Annotated in this window: 21 protein-coding genes; 6 read left to right on the top strand and 15 right to left on the bottom strand. The window is 65.3% G+C overall.

The features are described 5' to 3' along the window. Positions 1 to 29: 29 nt before the first annotated feature. The 4 genes from C0V78_RS00375 to C0V78_RS00360 all read right to left on the bottom strand — a co-directional run bounded on the left by C0V78_RS00375 (position 30) and on the right by C0V78_RS00360 (position 4177). On the bottom strand, positions 30 to 2477 hold the full coding sequence (locus tag C0V78_RS00375; RefSeq protein WP_101795919.1) for a TonB-dependent receptor: 2448 nt from the start codon (positions 2475 to 2477) through the stop codon (positions 30 to 32). A 107-nt stretch (positions 2478 to 2584) separates the two neighbouring features. Next, entirely contained in the window at positions 2585 to 2764 is a 180-nt protein-coding gene (locus C0V78_RS00370; protein ID WP_101795918.1) for a YezD family protein, read from the bottom strand. A gap of 99 nt (positions 2765 to 2863) precedes the next feature. Continuing rightward, the gene (locus tag C0V78_RS00365; protein ID WP_101795917.1) at positions 2864 to 3310 is read right to left on the bottom strand and encodes an Rrf2 family transcriptional regulator; all 447 of its coding nucleotides are present in this window, start codon (positions 3308 to 3310) and stop codon (positions 2864 to 2866) included. Positions 3311 to 3382: 72 nt separating this feature from the next. Beyond that, a complete protein-coding gene (locus tag C0V78_RS00360; protein WP_101795916.1) occupies positions 3383 to 4177 on the bottom strand; it encodes an outer membrane protein assembly factor BamD in 795 nt (264 codons plus the stop codon). A gap of 177 nt (positions 4178 to 4354) precedes the next feature. On the opposite strand from C0V78_RS00360, the gene C0V78_RS00355 reads away from it, so the two are divergent. Both C0V78_RS00355 and C0V78_RS00350 read left to right on the top strand, forming a co-directional pair. Then, complete coding sequence (locus tag C0V78_RS00355; RefSeq protein WP_101795915.1) at positions 4355 to 5665, top strand: MFS transporter; 1311 nt, start codon at positions 4355 to 4357, stop codon at positions 5663 to 5665. Beyond that, positions 5643 to 6197 (top strand): nuclear transport factor 2 family protein, encoded by a 555-nt coding sequence (locus C0V78_RS00350; RefSeq protein ID WP_101795914.1) that lies wholly within the window; start codon positions 5643 to 5645, stop codon positions 6195 to 6197. Before C0V78_RS00355 ends, C0V78_RS00350 begins: the two co-directional genes overlap by 23 nt. Positions 6198 to 6203: 6 nt before the next feature. Here C0V78_RS00350 and C0V78_RS00345 read toward each other — a convergent pair whose 3' ends face one another. Both C0V78_RS00345 and C0V78_RS00340 read right to left on the bottom strand, forming a co-directional pair. Further along, positions 6204 to 7055: an SMP-30/gluconolactonase/LRE family protein gene (locus C0V78_RS00345; protein ID WP_101795913.1), complete on the bottom strand. Its 852-nt coding sequence runs from the start codon at positions 7053 to 7055 to the stop codon at positions 6204 to 6206. After that, the gene (locus tag C0V78_RS00340; protein ID WP_101795912.1) at positions 7048 to 8301 is read right to left on the bottom strand and encodes an MFS transporter; all 1254 of its coding nucleotides are present in this window, start codon (positions 8299 to 8301) and stop codon (positions 7048 to 7050) included. The genes C0V78_RS00345 and C0V78_RS00340 overlap by 8 nt, the downstream gene beginning before the upstream one ends. A gap of 158 nt (positions 8302 to 8459) precedes the next feature. Here C0V78_RS00340 and C0V78_RS00335 point away from each other — a divergent pair, with 158 nt between their 5' ends. Next, the gene (locus C0V78_RS00335; RefSeq protein ID WP_101795911.1) at positions 8460 to 9995 is read left to right on the top strand and encodes a DHA2 family efflux MFS transporter permease subunit; all 1536 of its coding nucleotides are present in this window, start codon (positions 8460 to 8462) and stop codon (positions 9993 to 9995) included. An 11-nt stretch (positions 9996 to 10006) separates the two neighbouring features. Here the strand turns inward: C0V78_RS00335 and C0V78_RS00330 are convergent, their stop codons facing one another. The 4 genes from C0V78_RS00330 to C0V78_RS00315 all read right to left on the bottom strand — a co-directional run bounded on the left by C0V78_RS00330 (position 10007) and on the right by C0V78_RS00315 (position 13589). Further along, the gene (locus C0V78_RS00330; RefSeq protein ID WP_101795910.1) at positions 10007 to 10855 is read right to left on the bottom strand and encodes a TauD/TfdA family dioxygenase; all 849 of its coding nucleotides are present in this window, start codon (positions 10853 to 10855) and stop codon (positions 10007 to 10009) included. Between the two features lie 117 nt (positions 10856 to 10972). Further along, positions 10973 to 11839, bottom strand: coding sequence for a TauD/TfdA family dioxygenase (locus C0V78_RS00325; protein ID WP_101795909.1), 867 nt, complete (start codon positions 11837 to 11839; stop codon positions 10973 to 10975). 94 nt (positions 11840 to 11933) lie between these two features. Further along, a complete protein-coding gene (locus C0V78_RS00320) occupies positions 11934 to 13181 on the bottom strand; it encodes a threonine ammonia-lyase (protein ID WP_101795908.1) in 1248 nt (415 codons plus the stop codon). A gap of 42 nt (positions 13182 to 13223) precedes the next feature. Next, positions 13224 to 13589 (bottom strand): hypothetical protein, encoded by a 366-nt coding sequence (locus C0V78_RS00315; protein WP_101795907.1) that lies wholly within the window; start codon positions 13587 to 13589, stop codon positions 13224 to 13226. 57 nt (positions 13590 to 13646) lie between these two features. Between C0V78_RS00315 and C0V78_RS00310 the strand changes: the two genes are divergently transcribed. The 3 genes from C0V78_RS00310 (at position 13647) to C0V78_RS00300 (ending at position 16715) form a co-directional block, all read left to right on the top strand. Continuing rightward, positions 13647 to 14546 (top strand): NAD(P)-dependent oxidoreductase, encoded by a 900-nt coding sequence (locus C0V78_RS00310; RefSeq protein WP_101795906.1) that lies wholly within the window; start codon positions 13647 to 13649, stop codon positions 14544 to 14546. Further along, positions 14543 to 16213 (top strand): amidohydrolase, encoded by a 1671-nt coding sequence (locus C0V78_RS00305; RefSeq protein ID WP_101795905.1) that lies wholly within the window; start codon positions 14543 to 14545, stop codon positions 16211 to 16213. The genes C0V78_RS00310 and C0V78_RS00305 overlap by 4 nt, the downstream gene beginning before the upstream one ends. Positions 16214 to 16496: 283 nt before the next feature. Continuing rightward, positions 16497 to 16715: a hypothetical protein gene (locus C0V78_RS00300; RefSeq protein WP_144039810.1), complete on the top strand. Its 219-nt coding sequence runs from the start codon at positions 16497 to 16499 to the stop codon at positions 16713 to 16715. 184 nt (positions 16716 to 16899) lie between these two features. On the opposite strand, the gene tatC is transcribed toward C0V78_RS00300, so the two are convergent. Genes tatC through C0V78_RS00275 form a run of 5 tightly spaced genes read right to left on the bottom strand, consistent with a single transcriptional unit; the run spans position 16900 to position 19816 of the window. Then, the gene (gene tatC, locus C0V78_RS00295; protein ID WP_101795903.1) at positions 16900 to 17727 is read right to left on the bottom strand and encodes a twin-arginine translocase subunit TatC; all 828 of its coding nucleotides are present in this window, start codon (positions 17725 to 17727) and stop codon (positions 16900 to 16902) included. A gap of 13 nt (positions 17728 to 17740) precedes the next feature. Further along, entirely contained in the window at positions 17741 to 18115 is a 375-nt protein-coding gene (gene tatB, locus C0V78_RS00290; RefSeq protein ID WP_101795902.1) for a Sec-independent protein translocase protein TatB, read from the bottom strand. 15 nt (positions 18116 to 18130) lie between these two features. Then, positions 18131 to 18364: a twin-arginine translocase TatA/TatE family subunit gene (locus C0V78_RS00285; RefSeq protein WP_101795901.1), complete on the bottom strand. Its 234-nt coding sequence runs from the start codon at positions 18362 to 18364 to the stop codon at positions 18131 to 18133. A 55-nt stretch (positions 18365 to 18419) separates the two neighbouring features. Further along, a complete protein-coding gene (gene scpB / locus C0V78_RS00280; RefSeq protein ID WP_101795900.1) occupies positions 18420 to 19049 on the bottom strand; it encodes an SMC-Scp complex subunit ScpB in 630 nt (209 codons plus the stop codon). Next, the gene (locus tag C0V78_RS00275) at positions 19046 to 19816 is read right to left on the bottom strand and encodes a ScpA family protein (protein ID WP_254049919.1); all 771 of its coding nucleotides are present in this window, start codon (positions 19814 to 19816) and stop codon (positions 19046 to 19048) included. The genes scpB and C0V78_RS00275 overlap by 4 nt, the downstream gene beginning before the upstream one ends. Positions 19817 to 19839: the final 23 nt, after the last annotated feature.

The following is a 19839-nucleotide window of genomic DNA, read 5'->3' as shown; positions in this document are numbered from 1 at the left end:
GTCACCCGGCTAAACCACCACTCGCTACCTCAAAACCCGAATTTTACCGTTGCCCCGAAGGTGCGCGGGTCTCCCGGCTGGCCGGCGATCAGGCCGACATTGCCCGGCGCGACCTGGAGGAGTTCGAAGTAATTGACGTCAAACACGTTCCTGACCCAGCCGTAGATATCGAAGCCTTCCGACCGGAAGCCCAGGCGCAGGTTGGTGAGCGCATAGCCTTCGATGTTGGTATAGACCGATTCCGACGGGTTTGACGAAAAGCCCGAGCGGTAGCTGCCGTCCACGCCAAGGTAGACCTGCCCTTCCTTGTCCAGCAGGCGGGCGGGAAAATTGGCCTCTGCCCCGTAGGAGAAGGCCCACTTCGAAACGCCGGGCAGGCGCTGGCCGGAGATGTCGCAATTGGCCGGGCTGATGCCGCCGGGCCTGCCGGGCGCGCTGGGCGTCTGGCCTGCGGTCGCGGTGGTGCCACCGGCCAGCTCGGGCGGGCACGGGGCATCGACGAACCTGACGTAGCGGGCATCGGTATAGGCGGCGTTGGCATAGGCGGAGAAGCGGTCGCTCGGCCGGATCTTGAAGTCTGCCTCGATGCCCTGCGTACGGACCTTGCCGGCATTGGCCAGATAGCCGCGCAGCACGCCGAACTGGCCATTGCTGACCGTCACCTGATAATTGGCGATCGACGTGTGGAACGCCGCAAGGTTGAACGTGGCCAGCCGGTTCCAGAACTGGGTCTTGAGGCCAATCTCGAAGTGATTGACCGATTCCGGCTTCACCGTGCCTGCTGCCGTGATCGGATTGCCCGCGCTGTCGGTGGGCAGCCCGTTCTGGTTGATGCCGATGGTCTTGAAGCTCTTGGCATAGGTCGCATAGGCCAGCACATCGGGCGAGAAGCGGTAGTTCAGGTTGAAATCGTAGCTGAAGTTCCAGTCACTTGCCGAGGGCGCGCTGACCTGCGGCGAATAGATGCCGCACTGCGCCGCCAGGACGGTGCCCGAAGCCGGGGCCGGGTTGAAGCACGAGATTTCCGTGCCCGCACCGTTAAACACCCGGCGCTGGTAGAAGCCGGACTTCTTGTCATAGTTGAGGCGAAGCCCGGGCTGGACGGTCAGCCTGTCGGTCAGCTTGTAGCTGAGCTGGCCATAGAGCGCAGCGCTCGTTGCCTTCAGCCACTGGGTGTTGCGCGCGGTAAGGCCCGAGAGGACGGACGGATCGTTCGACAGCGCCCCGGTCAGGTTCCACTTGCTGGCATTGATGCCCTGCTGCTCGATCCCCTGCGTGTCGATCCGCTGGTGGAAACCGAATGCGCCGACCACGAAATCGAGCCTGTCACCCGAATAGTTGTAGCGCAGCTCCTGGCTATACTGGTCCTGCTGCGAAGGGTTGTTGGAAGCGGAGACCACCGACAGCCCGGTGAAGTCGCGGTCGTTCTTCGGCTTCCAGTCCCAGAAGCGCCAGGCCGAGACCGAGGTCAGCGTGCCCGCGCCGATGTCCCACTTCACCTTCACCGAAGCGCCGCCGATCTTGTTCCCGGCATCGAGCGGGGCATCGAGATCGGTCAGGCGGGCAAAGGGATTGCGGCTGACCACCGTATAGCCCTGCGCCGCGGCCAGTGCCTCGTACTGGCGCGACAAAGCACGCTGCGTCAGGCCGGTGCGGACGTAAACCGTGCCGCAGCATTCGGGATCCTGCGCCGAATAGTCGCCCGAAAGCGTGATCGACAGGTCCTCGCTGGGCTTGAACAGCACCTGCGCGCGCAGGCCCAGGTTGTCCTGCTCGTTGATCCACTGCTTCGAGGTCACGTTATAGATCGTGCCACGGCGGTTGGTGAAGCTGCCTGCCAGCCGCACCGCGACCGTATCCGAAAGCGGCCCGGAAACGGCCGCCTTGGCCTGGCGGAAGGAAAGGTTGCCCAGCGTCAGCTCGCCGCGCCCCTCGAACTCGAAGGTCGGCGCGTTGGTGGTGATGTTGATCGCGCCGGCTGTCGTGTTCTTGCCGTAAAGCGTGCCTTGCGGACCGCGCAGGACTTCGACCTGCTGGACATCGAGGAAATCGAAGGTCGCCGCGGCAACGCGCGAGTTGTAGACATCGTCGACATAGATGCCGACGCCCTGTTCGAAGCCGTCGCTGGTGAGGCCGAAGGGGACGCCGATGCCGCGGATGTTGACCGAGGTGTTGCGCGGGTTCGAGGTATAGACCTGCAGCGTGGGCGCAAGCTGCGGCAGCTTGGTGACGTTGAAGTTGCCGGTCGATTCAATCGAATCCGCCTTGATGACGGAGATCGCCAGCGGAACCTTCTGCGCGGTTTCCTGCCGGCGGCGGGCGGTGACGATGATCACCTCGCCGCGGCTGACGTCTTCTTCCGCCTGCGGATCGGCCGGAGTGGCGGCGGCAGCGGTGGTCTGGGCGTGGACAGGTGCCGAAATCAGGGCACCAACGGCGGTTGCGGCCAGCAGGCCGCTGCGGACGAACGAATGCATTTCCAATCCTTTGGTTCAAGGGAATGGATGCATCCGGCGGTCCGGTCTGCATCGGGGGTTCGCCGGGCATGGCCTGATGGAAGCCGCCCGGCCGGGAGAGAAGGGTGTCAGTTGAAGCGGCGGCGCTCCGTCACGTCGAGCTGGACGACACGGCCATCGTGGACCGTCAGCTCGATCGCCCCGTAACGCAGCCGCGAAACAGCTTCTGCCACGGCCTCGAGCGGGCTTGTGCCCTGCCCTGCGGCCTGTGTGGCAGCCTTGCTGCGATCATCGCGGTTCGATTCCATCGTGGGCCTCCTGTGCCCATGATCTTATCTCTACCGATTGCATAGACAATAGAAGAAAGTATTGCCTGCGACAAAGTGCTACTTTGCTGCGACAGGCGGTTAGCCCGCTTCGGGCTCATCGGCGAAGGGCGGTTCGACCACGATGGGATCGGCCAGCGTTACCTTGTCGAGCATGGCCGCCATCTCGTCGCGAAGGGTAAGCATCAGGCCGCGCAGGCGGCATTCGCTTTCCGGCAGGCAGTTCTGGCAATGCTCGTGCGCGTTGCGGCTGGCGCAGGGCACCAGTGCCAGGCTGCCGCGCGTCAGGCGGATGATGTCGCCATAGCGGATATCCACCGGCGGCAGGCCCAGCTCATAGCCGCCGTCGCGTCCGCGGTGCGAGATGACCAGACCTTCGCGCACCATTTCCGCCAGGATGACGGTGAGGAACTTGCGGGGGATGTTCTGCGCCTCGGCAATCGCATCGAGTCGCACCGGCCCTTGCTGCCAGGTGTCGGACAGGTGCTGGAGCGCGCGGATGGTATAGCGGGTCTTCTGCGAAAGCATGGCCTCACCAAAGGCCGCTTGCCCGCAAATGTCAACTTGGCAGGTAGAAAGCCGGTGCAGTCCGGCAGGAAATCAGATCGCCTGCGCGCCCGGTGCGTGCTTTTCCATCAGCTTGAAAGCCCGCTGGTACCATTCGCTGCCGGGATAGTTGGCACCCAGCACCGCCGCCGCCTTCTGCGCCTCGCTCGGCAGGCCGAGCACGAGGCTGGTTTCCACCATGCGGAACAGGGCCTCGGGCGTGTGGCTGGTGGTCTGGTACTTTTCCACCACAGTGCGGAACCGCAGCTGCGCGGCAAGCCACCTGCCCGACCGCTCATAGAACCGGCCGATCTCCATCTCCTTGCCGGCAAGGTGATCGTTGATCAGGTCAAGCTTGAGCTGGGCATCGGTGGCATAGCGCGTGGACGGGAAGCGGCGGACCACTTCGTTCATCGCATCGAGCGCCTGCTGCGTCGCCTTCTGGTCGCGCGTCACGTCGCTGATCTGCTCGTAATAGCACAGCGCGATCAGGTAATAGGCGTAAGGCGCGTCCTTGTTGCCCGGATGGATCGACAGGAAGCGCTGCGCCGCCTGGATCGACTTCGTGTAGTCACGCCCGGCATAATAGGAAAAGGCGCTCATCAGCTGGGCGCGGCGGGCCCAGGGCGAATAGGGATGCTGGCGCTCCACCTCGTCGAACAGCGCCGCGGCAATGCGCGTATCGCCACGATCGAGCTGGTCCTTTGCCGCGGTGTAGAGCGTTTCCACATCGCGCGCGACATAGGCGGTATCGCGATTCTTGCGCCCGCCGCCGCAGCCCGAAGTGAGCAGCAGGGCCGTTGAGGCGAGTGCGAGGACGGCGAGCTTGGTCGGCGAGTGCTTCAGCATGGGCGGGTCTATAACCAGCATGGGCCTGAACGCCAAGTGAAAGCGCAGCGCTTTTCCCGATGGCGGCGGCGATCCCGGTGACAGGCCCCGCGCGGCAGGTGAACGGCATTCGATCCCCCCTCCCCCTTGACCATCGCCCGCCGGGCCAGATACCTCCCGCAGGAGGGGAGAGCGTGCATGGCCAAGGGGCAATCACCGATAGCGGAAAACAGCCGCGTGCTGGCTGCGGCCATGGTCGGTTCGACCATCGAGTATTACGACTTCTTCATTTACGGCACGGCCGCCGCGCTGGTCTTCGGGCCGCTGTTCTTCCCTTCGGAATCGGTTGCGGCGCAAACGCTGCTTTCACTGATGAGCTTCGGGATCGCCTTCGTCGCGCGGCCGGTCGGTGCCGTGGCCTTCGGCCATTTCGGCGACCGGGTGGGCCGCAAGGCAACGCTGGTTGTCGCCCTGCTGCTGATGGGCGTTTCCACCACGGCCATCGCCCTGCTTCCCACCTATGCCCAGGCCGGGTGGATCGCGCCAGCGCTGCTCTGCCTGCTGCGCTTCGGGCAGGGGCTTGGCCTTGGCGGCGAATGGGGCGGCGCGGCGCTGCTGGCGGTGGAGAATGCCCCGCCCGGCTGGCGCGCCCGCTTCGGCGCCGCGCCCCAGCTTGGCGCGCCCATCGGACTGGTACTGGCGAACGGTCTGTTCCTGCTGCTCAGCACCATGCTGAGCAAGGAAGACTTCACCTCCTGGGGCTGGCGCCTGCCCTTCCTGCTGTCCGCCGCGCTGGTCGTGCTGGGGCTGTGGGTGCGGCTGCGGATATCCGAGACGCCCGAATTCCGCGAGGCGATGGCCAAGGGGCACGCCCCTTCGGTGCCGCTGGCGACAATCTTCCGCGAAAAGACCGGTGCCTTCGTCTGGGGCAGCGCCGGGGCCATCGCCACCTTCGCCGCCTTTTACATGACCACCGCCTTCGCGCTTGCCCAGGCGACCACGCAGCTTGGCTATGACCGGCAATCGTTCCTGGCCATCCAGCTGATCCCGCCGTTCTTCTATGCCGCCGGCATCGTTGCCGGGGCGCGCCGGGCCGACCGGACCAATCCGGGCGAGACCATTGCCATGGGTGCGCTGGGGCTGGCGGTCTGCGGGCTTGGCTTCGGCCCGGGGCTGGCCATCGGCTCGCTGGAGCTGGCAGCAGTTACGCTTTCGCTGACCATGCTGATCCTGGGCTACAACAACTCGACGCTTGGCCCATGGCTCGCCAGCCTGTTCCCGGTGCGGCTGCGCTATACCGGCACCAGCCTCGCCTTCAACGTCGGCGGGATGATCGGCGGCGCATTGCTGCCGCTGGTGGCAACCCAGATCATCGCCGCCGGTTATCCCAACTGGACCGGATCGCTGCTCGTGCTAGGTGGTCTGGCAACCTGGCTTGGCGTGCGCATGGCCCGCCCCGTCTCCCATATCGAGGATCTGACCACAGATGAGCAACCCGTCGGAATTTGAAGAGCTTGCCCGCACCGTCCGCTATCTCAAGGACCGGCAGGACATCATCGACGTGATCCACCGCGAATCGCGCGGGCGCGACCGGCAGGACGAGGAGATCATCGCATCGTGCTGGTGGCCCGAGGGAATTGATGAACACGGCCCGATGATCATGCACGCGCCCGACTATCCAGCGCGCGCCAATGCCGGCCACGCACGGTTCTTTTCCGCCACCATGCACAACCTGACGACGCACAACTGCGAGATCGACGGCGATACCGCGCACTGCGAAACCTATGTCATCGGCACCATGCTCTCCCCCGACAAGCAGGAGATGAAGATCGCCCCCGGTCGCTATTTCGACCGGCTGGAAAAGCGGGACGGGGAATGGCGCATCCTCTATCGCCGCTGCACGGTGGAAATGTCGATGGATGGCTCGGCCGAATGGGTGAACGGCCCGATGTGCAAGGGCTTCCTCCGCTCGGTCTGGAGCAACGAAGACAAGAGCTACCAGCGTCCGATCGAGGTCGGCACCGACGGCGACCGCTGGTAGGTTGGCTCAGCCCAGCCGGAAGGCGGTGCGGGCGATCGGGGCGCCCGCCACTTCGGCCCGGGTGCGGTACATTGCCGAATTCTGCGCCTTGATCGGCACGCCATCGGCAAGCTTCTGCGCATCGGCAGTGTCGACGACGGTCACGAACAGGTCGCGCATGTCCTCTCCCCCGAAGCGGACGTTGGTGCAGGCCGGACCGGGCAGTTGCAGGCGGCCAATTTCCTCGCCCCGCGGTGACATGCAGACGAGATGGTCGCTGGCGAAGCCGCAGAGCCAGATATTGCCCCCAACGTCGAGCGCCATGCCATCGCAGTCCGCCATGTCGCGGAAGGTCTCCATTTCGCCGAGCACGAAGCCCTCGCCCACCGGGAAGCGGCGCGAGGCGACAAAGCTCTCGTTGAAATAGAGCACCTGTCCGTCGGGACTGAGCGAAAGGCCGTTGGCAAAGGCCAGGCCATCGCGCAGCACGCTCATCGTGCCATCTGTCGACAGGCGGCGGATCGAGCTGGGCCCGGGCTTCTCGCCCTTGAGGATCGAAGGCAGGTCGATAGTGCCGAACAGCAGTCCGCCCGCGCCGTCGGAGCGCATCTCGTTGACGCCATCCTCGACGGTCAGCAGCGTGCCGCTTGCGCCGCTTGCGGGATCGACCCAGTCCACCCCGCCGCCGCCGGCGACCAGCAGCTTGCCATCGGCATTGAGCAGCAGGCCGCCGACCATGGTCCGCTCGGGCAGCACGGTCTGCCCCGTGCGCAGGTTGTGCACCCCGCCCCGCGTGACATCGGTGAACCAGATATCCGGCCCATCGACCAGCAGCCCTTCAAGATAGAAGCCGCGCGTCAGTTCGGTCCAATCAGCCATCGCTGCGCACCTCCTGGAATTCCGCCTTCGGACGCGGCAGGCTGGCGAGCAGCAGGCTGGAGAAGGCCATCATGCCCAGCGTGACGGTGAGGAAGGGATCGTAGCTGGCCCACACATCGAACACACGCGATGCGGCAAGCGGGCCGAATGCCGTACCGACCGAAAGCGCCGCAAGGATGCCGCCGTAGAGCCCGCCGAAATTGCGCAGGCCGAAATAGCGGGTGGTGAGATAGACCAGCACGTCCACCTCTGCCCCCAGGGTGAAGCCGATGAAGGCCGCAGCCACCCCAATGCTCAGCGCGCTGCCGCCGCCGAACAGCAGGATGGCGCAGGCGATTGCCGGCAGCAGGAAGGCGACCGCACCGACCAGCGATGCCCGCAGGCGGTCAAGCATGAAGCCGGTGACGATGCGCCCCGGGATCGAGAACCAGCCGATCAGCGAGGCCAGCGCGGCCGCCTCCACCGGAGTGAAGCCGTTTGCCTTGACCATCAGCGGGAAGTGCACGTTGAGGCCGATCATGGCGAAGGTGAACAGCAGCGCCACGATCAGCAGGCGCAGGAAGATCGTGGACTTGAGCCCTTCGAGCAGCGAAATCCCGGAAAGCGGCTGGGCGGCGGGCGCTCCTGCCGCTTCGGGCTTGCGCTTCTCGTCCTGTGCGCCGCGAAACAGGAAGATGACGATCGGCCAGGCAATCGCCAGCCAGATCAGCGCCTCGATCCGCATGGCATCGCGCCAGCCGTACATCTGGATCAGTTCCGCACCCAGGAAGGGGAACACGATCAGCGCCACGGATGCCCCGCACAGCGTTACCGCCAGGGCTATGCCGCGCGAATGGTGGAACCGCGATGCCACGGCGCTGGTCCAGATCGTCGCCTGGATTGGCAGCGAGGCCAGCGACATGATGATCCAGATGACGTACCAGTTCGTCATCCCGCCGGTGGCGTTGGACAGGTTGGCAAAGGCCACGCAGGTCAGCAGCGTGCCGACAATCGCCAGCTTGCGCGGGCCGAACCGGTCAACCGCCATGCCGATCGGGATCGCGCAGAGCGCCTGGATCACCGTGGAGAGCGTGAGGCCGATGGTCGTTGCCGTGCGGCTCCAGCCGAATTCCTTGGAAATCGGCTCGATGAACACGCCAAGGCCGTAGATATGGATGACGCAGGTGGCATAGCCCAGCGCCGCCGCAATCGGCAGGATGCCATACCGCCGCCATTCGGCCAGCGCGCCTTCGGTAGTTCCGCTCATGTCCTCTCCCCGGTACGGGCCGGAAAGGTGATGAACCGGCCCCCGCTGCACGGGGCGACTATGCCATGCGCCAAAGTGCGGTCAAGCAGACCGCCGCGCGCAGGGGCGATGCGCTGCGCTTGCCATTACTAGCATGGCTTATTATCGCCATGCCTTGAATGGCCCAGCTGCTTTACCCCTCCCCCGCACGCAGGGCGCTGATCACGGCATCGGTCATGATCACGACGCTGATCGTGACCATCGACATGACGATTACCGTGGTTGCGGTGCCCAAGATGATGGCGGACCTTTCCGCCGGGCCGGACCAGATCGCCTGGGTGCTGACTTCCTACCTGATCGCCAGCGCGGTGATGATGCCGCTGTCCAGCTGGCTCGCCAGCCGCTTCGGGCGCAAGCTGGTGATGACGGTTTCGGTCATCACCTTCACCATCGCCTCGGTCGTCTGCGGATCGGCCCGCAGCATAGAGCTGATGGTGCTGGCGCGCGTGGCGCAAGGGATTGGCGGTGCGGGCCTGATCCCGCTGGGACAGGCGACGCTGCTGGACATCAATCCCCCCGAAAAGCAGCCCACCGCCATGGCCTATGCCGGGCTTGGCGCGATGATCGGGCCGCTGGTGGGGCCGACGCTGGGCGGCTGGCTGACCGACAACTATTCCTGGCACTGGGTTTTCCTGATCAACCTGCCGATCGGCATCATCGCCGCCATCGGCATGCTTGCGCACATGGAGGTGCGCGACAAGCAACTGGCGCCGTTCGACTGGACCGGCTTCCTGGCGATCACCGCCGTGGTGGGCGGGTCCCAGCTGTTCCTCGATCGCGGCGAGCAGCTCGACTGGTTCGAATCGACGGAAACCTGCATCACCGCCGGGGTGGTCGCGCTCGCGCTTTACCTGCTTGCCGTCCACATGTTCACGCGGCGCGACACCTTCCTGCGTGTCGAACTGTTCGCCGATCGCAACTTCGCCATCGGCACGGTGGTATCGACGGTGATCGGCATCGTCATCTTCGCATCCAGCCCGATGCTGGTGCTGTATACGGAAAACCTGCTTGGCTATTCGGCCTTCAAGTTCGGCCTGGTCAACATGCCGCGGGCCGTGGGTACGATCATCGGCCTGCTGATCGTCACGCGGCTGATCCGGCGCGTCGATCCCCGGGTGCTGCTGGTGACCGGCATGGTGCTTTCGGTCATCGCGCTGAACATGTTTTCCGGCATGAACCTGGAGACCGACGAGTTTCCGATCATGGTCGCTGGCGCGTTCCAGGGCTTTTCCGGCGGCATGCTGATTTCACCGCTTTCCGCGCTGGCATTCGCCACACTGGCCCCGCGCTTCCGCAACGAGGGCGCCGCGATCTTTGCCCTGGTGCGCAACCTGGGCAATTCGATCGGCATTTCGGCCATGCAGCTGATGTCGATCCATGCCTCGGCGCAGGTCTCCTCGCGGCTTGCAGAGGGGGTCCGGCCTGACAACCCCACGCTGCAATGGGCGCGCCCGGCGATGGACTTCGGCGATCAGGTGGCCCTTGCCCGCGCGGGCGGAGAGATTGCCCGCCACGCCGCCATGGTGGCGACGGTCGATACCTTCTGGATGGCCTGCCTTGTCGCCGTGGCGACCATCCCGGTGATATTCCTGATGCGCGGCCAGAAACTCGGAGGGGGAGGAACCGCAGCCCCGCCCCCTCCTGTAGATCACTGACCGGACAGGCCTTACTGGCCCCAGGGCTCCTCGCCTTCCAGCTTGGTGCGGTGCATCATGCGGCCGCAATCGGGATCGTACCATTCGGCGCGGTGCAGCGTGCCGGTGTTGTCCCAGATCACCAGGTCGCCTACTTCCCATTCGTGGCTGTAGGTGAACTGTTCCGACGTCGCCCAATCACGCAGGCCATGCAGGATCAGCGCGCTTTCGGACGGGCTCTTGCCGACGACCCAGGCTGCGGTGTTGCCCAGGACCAGGCTTTTGCGGCCGGACTTGTGCGTCCAGACCAGCGGCAGCTCGTTCTCGCCGATGCGGACATAGGCCTGCAGCTTGGCAAGGCTGGGTTCGGGTTCGTGATAGAACACCGAGGCCCAGGGTGCGTGAAGCACCTGCAGGCCATCGTACTTTGCCTTGTCCTCTTCGGGCAGCGCATCGAACGCGGCATAGCAGTTGGCGAAGCCGGTGTTGCCGGTGCCCTTGGGGCTCGGCACCTTGCACGACAGCAGCGAAGCCAGGATCGGCACGTCGTTGCGGGTGCCGTCGATGTGCCAGTAAAGCGACCCCTTGAGGTATTCGGCGCTTTCGCCCGCCTCGTTCGGGTCGAGCGTGATCTTGCTGATCACTTCATCGCCGCCCGCGCGTTCCGGCGCGAACTTGCCCAGGGTCTTGGTGAAGGCGATCTGCTCTTCATCGGTGAAGCTGATCTTCGGGAAGACGAGAACGCCGCGCTGTTCCAGCAGGTCGCGAATCTCGGCGGAGAGCTTGCCCGAAAGCAGGTCTTCCTTGGAATTGAGCACACGGCTGCCGATCTGCGGCTTGATCGCTTCTTGTTTCAGGGTGATGTCGGCGGCGGTCGCCATGGCGTATTCTCCCTTGGGGGCTGGGGGTTGCTGCCGCCCATATAAGGAAACGCCCCGGTGCGTTGAAGCGCGCCGGGGCGATCAGTCGGATCGGAAGACCCGATTATTCGGCGGTCGTCAGCCCTTCTTTACTTCCCAGGCCTCGCCCCCCTTGATGATCGTGCGGTGCATCATGCGGCCGCAATAGGGATCATAGGGCGTCGCTTTGTGAAGCGAGGTGCGGTTGTCCCACATCACCGTATCGCCGACCTTCCAGACGTGGCGATAGACATAGGGTTCGCTGGTGGCGAAGTCGCGCAGACCGTGAAGGATGCGCTGGCTTTCCTTCATGTCCATGCCGGGGATGTAATGCGCCGTGTTGCCGAGCACGAGGCTCTTCTTGCCCGCCGCTGTGGTGACGACGAGCGGAATCTCCGCCTCGCCCTTGGACTGCCAGTCCTCAAGCTGTTCAAGCGTCGGTTCGGGGGTGTGGTAAAAGCCCGAGCACCACAGCGAGTGAACCACCCGCAGGCCTTCCAGCTTCGCCTTTCTGTCCTCGGGCAGGTCGGCATAGGAGGAAGCCGTGTTGGCGAACAGGGTATCGCCGCCCTCGGGCGCCAGCACCTGCGCGCTGAGCATCGAGGCGCGGATCGGGATCGGGTTCATCGTGCCGTCGATGTGCCAGAACAGCGAACCCTTGAGGTATTCGACGACGTTCTTCTGCTGCTTGCCCTCATCGAGCGAGACCTTGAAGACCTGGTCCTGGTTCTGCCCGGCCAGTTCATCGGCATTGCCGCCAAGCGAGTTGGAGAACTGCACCTGCTCGGCATCGGTCAGGTGGAGTTCGGGGAACACCACGACGCCTACTTCTTCCATCAGGTCGAGGATCGCGGGCGAAAGCTCGCCGGTCAGCAGCTCTTCCTTGGGGTTGAGAACGCGCGCGCCGATCTTGTCCTTGATCTTCTCGTAACGCAGCTCGAGGCCGGTCTTGGCGGCTGTAGCCATCGATAGTCTCCCGCTCAGGTGATCTGTTCTGTTGAACAGACGTACAGCCTGACCGTTCCGCGGGCAAGCAGCAGCACCTGCGCCGCAGCGATGGCTAGTTCAGTTCCACCTGGCTGACATCATAGCCCTTGGCCCGCAGCGATGCGACGAGGGCGTCGAGCTGGTCCTTGTCGCGCGCCTCGCACTCGATGTCGGTGATCAGGCCCTTTGCCGGCAGGTGCGTGAAGATGCGCTGGTGCCAGATCTCGATGATGTTGATGTTGTGCTTGTTGAACTCTTCCATCACCTTGAACAGGGCACCGGGACGGTCCTGCAAGGTAAGCCGCAGGCGCGCGAGGCGGCCAGAGCGGGCAAGGTCGCGAAGCAGGACGTTGGCCAGCAGGCGCGTATCGATATTGCCGCCCGAAAGCACGATGCCGACCTTGCGGCCCTTGAACTTGTCCGGGTTGGCCAGAACGGCGGCAAGTCCGGCGGCACCGGCACCTTCGACCACGGTCTTTTCGATCTGCAGCAGCAGCGCCAGCGCGCCTTCCATGTCGCTTTCGCCGACCAGCAGGAAATCGTCGAGCAGGTCTGCCAGCACCTTCGAGGTAAAGAGGCCGGGCTCCTTCACCGCGATGCCTTCGGCCAGCGTATCGCCGCCGCAGGGGTACTGCGTGCCCTTGAGCACGTTGTACATCGAGGGGAACAGCTCCGCCTCCACGCCGATCAGGCCGATCTCCGGCTTGATGGCACGGGCCGCCGTGCCCATGCCCGAGGCAAGCCCGCCGCCACCGACGGGGATCACCAGCATGTCGAGCTCGGGCACGTCCTCAAGCATTTCCAGCGCCACGGTGCCCTGCCCGGCCGCCACTGCCGGATCGTCGAAGGGGTGGACGAAGGCCAGGCCCAGTTCCGCTTCCAGCCGGCGCGCGTGGGCATAGGCTTCGTCGAAGGTCTCGCCCTCAAGCACCACCTTGCCGCCGACCTGCTCGGTCTGCATCACCTTCACCGTCGGCGTGGTGCGCGGCATGACGATCGTTACCGGCACGCCCAGCCGGGTGCCGTGATAGGAAAGACCCTGCGCATGGTTGCCCGCCGAAGCGGCGATCACCCCGCGCGAGCGCTGCTGGTCTGAAAGCTGCAGCAGGGCATTGAGCGCGCCGCGTTCCTTGTAGGCAGCGGTGAACTGAAGGTTCTCGAACTTCAGCCAGACATCGCAGCCGGCAATGGCGCTGAGCGTGCGGGAATAGTCGGTAGACGTGCGCACCACCGCGCCGGCAATTCGCTCCGCCGCCGCACGAACATCGGCGATGGTCAGCAGGTCTCGCGCTGCAACGGGCTTGGTGGCGGTACTATCCATGGTGCCCGCGCCGTAACGGCAAAGGCGATTGCTTGCAAACCGCTAATGCCGTGCGAACCGCACCAGCGCGGCGAACCCGACGACAACCGCCACGGCAGCAGTATCGGCGATCCAGTCGCGAATGTCGCACTGCCGCCCCAGCGCCGGGATCGATTGCGCCACTTCGATCATCGCGCCCAGGAACGAAAGCCGCTCCACCACCCGCCAGCGCGAGGCGCGCGGATAGGCCAGCAGGGCAAGCGCGGCCATGGTCGCAAAGGCAAGGATGTGGTTCACCTTGTCGCCATAGCGGTCGCTCGGCATCTCGGGCGGCTGCGGCAGCAGGGCCATGATCACCGAGAAGGTCGCCACGCCCCAGAAGGCCAGCAGGCTCAGGCGGACAAGGCGCGGATTGCGGAGCATTTGCATGGACAAAGGCCATACCGGGGGCTGGCACCGCGCGCAATTGGCGCTAACAGGTGCGTCATGAGCGACAGACGCAAGATTTCCTTCCTCGGCCTCGGCGTGATGGGTGGCCCCATCGCCCGCCACCTCGCCCGCGCCGGGCATGACATGACGATCTACAACCGGTCGCCTGAACGGCGCGAACGCTGGCAGGCGGACAATCCCGACCTTGCCGTGCGCATCGCCACCAGCCCCGCCGAGGCGGCCGAGGGTGCCGATGTGGTAATTACCTGCGTCGGCAACGATGATGATCTCTCGGACGTGGTGCTCGGCCCCAATGGCGTGTTCCGCACCCTGAAGCGCGGCGGCCTGTTCATTGACCATACGACTGCATCGGCCCGCATCGCCCGCCAGATCGCCGTGGAAGCCCGCGACCTGCAGGTGCACTGCGTCGATGCCCCGATGACCGGCAGCCAGATCGGCGCAGAGGAAGGCCGGCTCACCCTGATGTGCGGCGGACGTCCCGATGCCATCGCCATGGCCATGCCGGTGTTCGAAGCCTATACCCGCCGCGTCGTCCACATCGGCCGCGCCGGGGCGGGACAGACGGCGAAGATGGCCAACCAGATCTGCATCGCCGGCATCGTTGCCGGGCTTTCGGAAGCCATGCGCTTTGCCCAGGCAAGCCATCTCGATACCGACAAGGTCTATGAAGCGATCTCGGGCGGGGCGGCACAAAGCTGGCAGATGGACAACCGCTGGAAGACCATGGCCGCCGACGAATTCGACTTCGGCTTTGCCGTGGACTGGATGCGCAAGGATCTTGGCCTGGCGATGGACGAAGGCCGGGGCCTTGGCGTTTCGCTGCCGATCACCGCGCTGGTCAACCAGTTCTATGCCGAAGTGCAGGCCATCGGCGGCGGGCGGCTCGATACCTCCGCCCTCGTCCGCCGCCTGCCGCTGCCGGGCAAGCGCAAGTGAAGCGGGCGGCTATCGCTCTTGCGGCGCTGCTCTTCGCCGGCCCCGCCCTTGCCGATACCCTGCTCGACAATGTCGATGGCCTCACCCTCGATGAAAAGGGCCAGGTGCAGCGGCTGACGGGCATCGTCTTTTCTGCTGATGGCAGGATCGTCCAGGTGCTCAAACGCGGCGACAAGCGCCCTGCCCGCACCGATTACTACATCGACGGCAAGGGCCGCGTGCTGATGCCCGGCCTGATCGACGCCCATGTCCACGTGATGGATATCGGCATCGCCGCGATGACGCTGGACCTGTCCGGCACGAAATCGCTGGCCGAGGCGCAGGCCGCCATCGCCCGGTTCGCCGCCCAGCATCCCGAGCGCAAGTGGATCATCGGGCGGGGCTGGAACCAGGAGCAGTGGAAGCTGGGCCGGTTTCCCACCGCCGCCGAGCTCGATTCCGTGGTCAAGGATCGTCCCGTCTGGCTGGGCCGCGTCGATGGCCATGCCGGCTGGGCCAACAGCGCGGCGCTGGCGGCGGCTGGCGTGACGGCAGCTACAAAGGATCCCGCGGGCGGGCGCATCGAACGCGGTGCCGCAGGGCAACCCTCGGGCGTGCTGGTGGACAATGCCATGGCGCTGGTCGACCGCCAGGTGCCAAAGCCCCGCCCGGCCGAGCGCGACCTTGCGCTCGACAAGGCGCAGGACCTGCTTGCCAGCAAGGGCGTTACCGCGGTTGCCGACATGGGGACCACGATCGAGGACTGGCAGGCGCTGCGCCGGGCCGGGGACAGCGGGCGGCTGCGCATCCGCGTAATGTCCTATGCCGCCGGGATCGATGCCATGGCGCTGATCGGCGGGTCGGCTCCGGGCCCGTGGCTTTATGACGACAGGCTGCGGCTCAATGGCGTCAAGCTCTACATGGACGGGGCGCTGGGATCGCGCGGAGCCGCGCTGAAGGCACCCTATGCCGATGCTCCGGGCAACAGGGGGCTGTCCCTGCTCAGCCCCGCACAGGTGCGCAACCTGATGAGCCGCGCGGCGATGGACGGGTTCCAGGTGGCCGTGCACGCCATTGGCGATGATGCCAACGCGCAGGTGCTCGACGCCGTGTCCGAGCTTAACGAGACCTACAAGGGCGATCGCCGCTGGCGGATCGAACACGCACAGGTTGTCGATCCGGCCGACCTTGCGCGATTCGGCAAGCTTGGCGTCATCGCCTCGATGCAGCCGGTGCACCAGACCTCCGACCGGCTGATGGCCGAGGCGCGGCTGGGTCCGTCCCGCCTGTCGGGCGCCTATTCCTGGAAGTCGATTGCCGCCTCGGGAGGGGTCCTGGCGCTCGGTTCGGATGCCCCGGTCGAATCGCCCGAGCCTTTTGCCGGGCTGGCGGCAGCAATCAGCCGGCAGGGACCGGACGGCCAGCCTTTCGGCGGCTGGCAACCGCAGGAACGCCTCTCGCGCGAGGCGGCGCTGGCGGGCTTCACCACCGGCGGCGCCTATGCCGGACTGGCCGAAACGCGCTTTGGCAGGCTGGCCCCGGGAATGCGGGCAGACTTCCTGCTGGTTGACCGCGATCCCCTGCTTTCCAGCCCGTCAGAACTTGCCCAGACCCGGGTGCTCGAGACCTGGGTGGGCGGCCGAAAGGTCTGGTCAGCGCCCGCACCGGGCGGCTCCGAGGGGCGCTGACTTGCGCGTGGGCGCGTGTTCGGGACCATTCGCAGCCTCCGCCGTAACCTGTTGTTAAATATCCTCACCTAGGCGTCAAAAGCGAACGGTTCGCCTCTTCCACCGCCAAATCGGGGTTGCGCGAATCGGTCGGCGGGTTAAAGGGCTGTTCCAACAGGTGCTTGCCCCCCGTTTTGCCTTGTTCCTCAGGGAACTGAAGCGTCGAAGCGTGGTTAAGTTAGTGCTTGTGCGTCATTCGTTGTTCGGTTAAGCGAGTGGCGAAGAGCTCAAAAGGAGAGACTCGATGAAGTTTCGTGATCTGGCTGCAACTGCCGCAGCTCTGATGGTTTCGGCTCCGGCCCTTGCGCAGAATGCGGAAGTCGGTCGTGTTTCGACTCGGGTTGCAGATGCCAGCCAGTTCGGTGGCGACTCGACCATCCTGCTGATCCTGGCAGTGCTTCTGATCGGTGTCGGCGTTGCGCTGTTCGCCGGCAACAACGACGATCGTCCGTCGAGCCCGTAAGCTCAACGGTACATCGAAAGATACGGAAAGCGGGGTTTCGACCCCGCTTTTTTGTTGCCTGCGTGATTCGTGTGATGAGCCGAAATCAAGGCAACAGACGTCTGAGCAACCGAAGCGCAGGCACACACGCACGGGCGCGTCACCGGCATACACCAGCAGCTGCTTAGAGACTTGTCCTGGAGTCCTACTCGGCCGGACCGGCGCTGGCCGTGTCCGATGCCGGCACCACGTCGGTTCCCTGCGCCGCTTCGGCAGCCGCTTCGCGAGCGCGCTTGCGCTCAGTAAACCACATGATCAGCAGCGCCCCTTCGAACAGCAGCACGAGCGGGATCGCCAGCATGAGCTGCGACAATACGTCGGGCGGGGTAATGACGGCAGCCACGATCGTGATGCCGACGATCACATAGCGCCGCGCGTTGACCAGCTGGGCGCGGCTAACGATTCCGGCAGTGTTGAGCAGCAACAGCAGCACCGGCAGCAGGAAGCTGAAACCGAATGCCAGGATGAATTGCATGACCAGCCCAAGGTAATCTTCCGAGCTCGGCATGGCATCGATCTCAAGGCCACCCTGCACGCCCTGGAAACCAAGGAACCATTTGAAGGCCGTGGGCATCACCACGTAATAGGCCAGAGCACCGCCGCCGATGAACAGCACCGGCGTCAGGAGCAGGAAGGGCAGGAAGGCCTTCTTCTCCTTGGCGTAGAGCCCGGGCGCAATGAAGGCCCAGAGCTGGTTGGCGATGATCGGGAAGCTGGCGAAGAAGGCGGCAAAGACCGCCACTTTCAATTCGACGAAGAACTGGCCGTAAAGCTTGGTGAACACCAGCCGCGTCTGTCCGGCATCGACCAGCGGCTGCACCAGGAAGCCAAGGATGTCCTTGGCGAAATAGATGCCCACGCCAAAGGTCAGCACCAGCGCCAGGATGCAGCGCATCAGGCGCGTACGAAGTTCGATCAGGTGATCGAGCAGCGGCGCCTGTGTCTCGTCGATTTCCTTGATCTTGAACACCATGGCCCCTGCCCTCTCAGCGCGAAGGCGCGAGCGGAAGCTCGGGCGTGGCATCGTCGGTGCTTGCCGGCTTGTCCGCCGGGGTCAGCGGCAGCATGGCCGCATCGCCCTCGGCCGCAGCGGCGGCAGCCCGTGCTTCTGCATCGGGGCCGGGATCGGGATGGGCGGCAAGAATTGCGGCGTTCTGTTCACGCCACTTCTTCTCCATCTCCTCAAGCTCCGCCTCGCGGATCATGTTCTCCACGCCGGCGCGGAAATGGCCGGAAACGCGGCGAACCTTCGCCACCCAGCGGCCAACCGTGCGCAGGGCCATCGGCAAGTCCTTCGGCCCGATGACGACGATCGCCACGATGGCGACCAGCAGCATTTCATCGAAGCCGATATCGAACATTGCGCGAAGGCCGGCTTATTCGCCGGTCTTGGTCTTTTCGCTGGCAGAGGCCGCAGGGGCGGCGTCAGGCGCGGGGATCTGCGCCGGCGGCGGGGGAACGGGCTTGTTGTCCTCGTCCGCCATGCCCTGCTTGAAGCTCTTCAGGCCCTTGCCGAATTCGCCCATCACGTCTGCCACGCGTCCACGGCCAAACAGCACGAGAACGACGACCAGCACCACGATCCAGTGCCCAATACCCCAAGCACCCATATCCAACTCCACTTTCGGGCAGGACCGCTGCCTGTCGGCCCCTGTCGGCGCCTATCTAGGCACTTTCATCCTCGCTTGCCAGTGCATCCGGCGGATTTTCGTTCGACCCGTCGTTTTCCTCAGGTGCCGGGGCGTTCATCGCCGCTTCCAGCGCGTCTTCGACCGGATCGAGCAAGCCGGCGGCCTTGAGCTCGTCGATACCCGGCAGGTCGCGGCGCGAGGTCAGCCCGAAATGGGCGAGAAATTCGGGCGTTGTGGCATAAATGACCGGCCGGCCCGGCACTTCGCGGCGCCCGGCAATCCGCACCCAGCCCGCCTCAAGTAGCACATCGAGCGTGCCCTTGGCGGTCTGCACGCCGCGAATTGCCTCGATCTCGGCCCGGCTGACAGGTTCGTGATAGGCGACGATGGCGAGCGTCTCGGTCGCCGCGCGCGAAAGGCGGCGCACTTCCTCGCGCTCGCGGCGCAGCAGGTGGGCAAGATCGGGCGCAGTCTGGAAATGCCAGCGCCCGCCGCGCTCGACCACCGCGATGCCGCGCCCGTCGTAATGCGCGGCCAGCTCTTTCAGCGCGGGGCGCACATCCGCCCCGCCAAGGTGGGTCGAGATCGCCTCGGCCGTCATCGGGCCATCGGCGGCAAACAGGGTGGCCTCCACCGCGCGGACAAGATCGTCGGGCCGCGTCATGCCGCCACCCGTCGCAGGCGCAAGGGGCCGAAGGTTTCGTCCTGCGTCATTTCCGCCTTGCCCAGCCGCGCCAGTTCCAGCGCGGCGACAAAGCTGGATGCCAGGGCGGAACGGCGCAGGCGCGGGTCGGCATGGGGTGGCAGGAATTCGCGCAGCTCCATCCAGTCAAGCGTCACGCCGAGCATCGAGGATACGCGGCTGAGCGCGCTGTCCAGCGTCATCACCATGCGGTCGCGCACCATGTGCACCACCGGCGCGGTGCGCGCCTTGACCTGCCCATAGGCCTGGACAAGTTCGAACCAGTCGCACTGCCAGCGGTTCTTGCGGTCGACCCGCAGGCCTTCGGGTGCGCCGCGCAGGAACACGTCGCGGCCCAGCCGGTCACGCCCCATCAGCCGCGCTGCGGCATCGCGCATGGCGGCAAGGCGCTGGAGCCGCAGTTGCAGGCGCAGCGCCAGCTCCTCGGCGCTGGGTTCTTCCTGCGCTTCGCGGGGCAGCAGGAGGGCGGATTTGAGGTAGGCCAGCCACGCCGCCATGACGAGGTAATCGGCGGCCAGTTCCAGCCGCAGCGCCTCGGCCCGTTCGATATAGTCGAGGTACTGGTCCACCAGCCCGAGGATCGAGATCGTCCTCAGATCGACCTTCTGCCGCCGCGCGAGATCGAGCAGCAGGTCAAGCGGCCCTTCCCAGCCATCGAGTTCAAGATAAAGCGCCTCGTCCGCCGTGGCGGCTGCGCCGGGGCCGCTCCAGTCCGCCGGATCGGCGATGGAGCCGCCGGGAAGGTCGAACA

Source organism: Novosphingobium sp. TH158 (assembly GCF_002855555.1).
GTDB lineage: Bacteria > Pseudomonadota > Alphaproteobacteria > Sphingomonadales > Sphingomonadaceae > Novosphingobium.
This window is presented reverse-complemented; position numbering and strand designations above follow the sequence as displayed.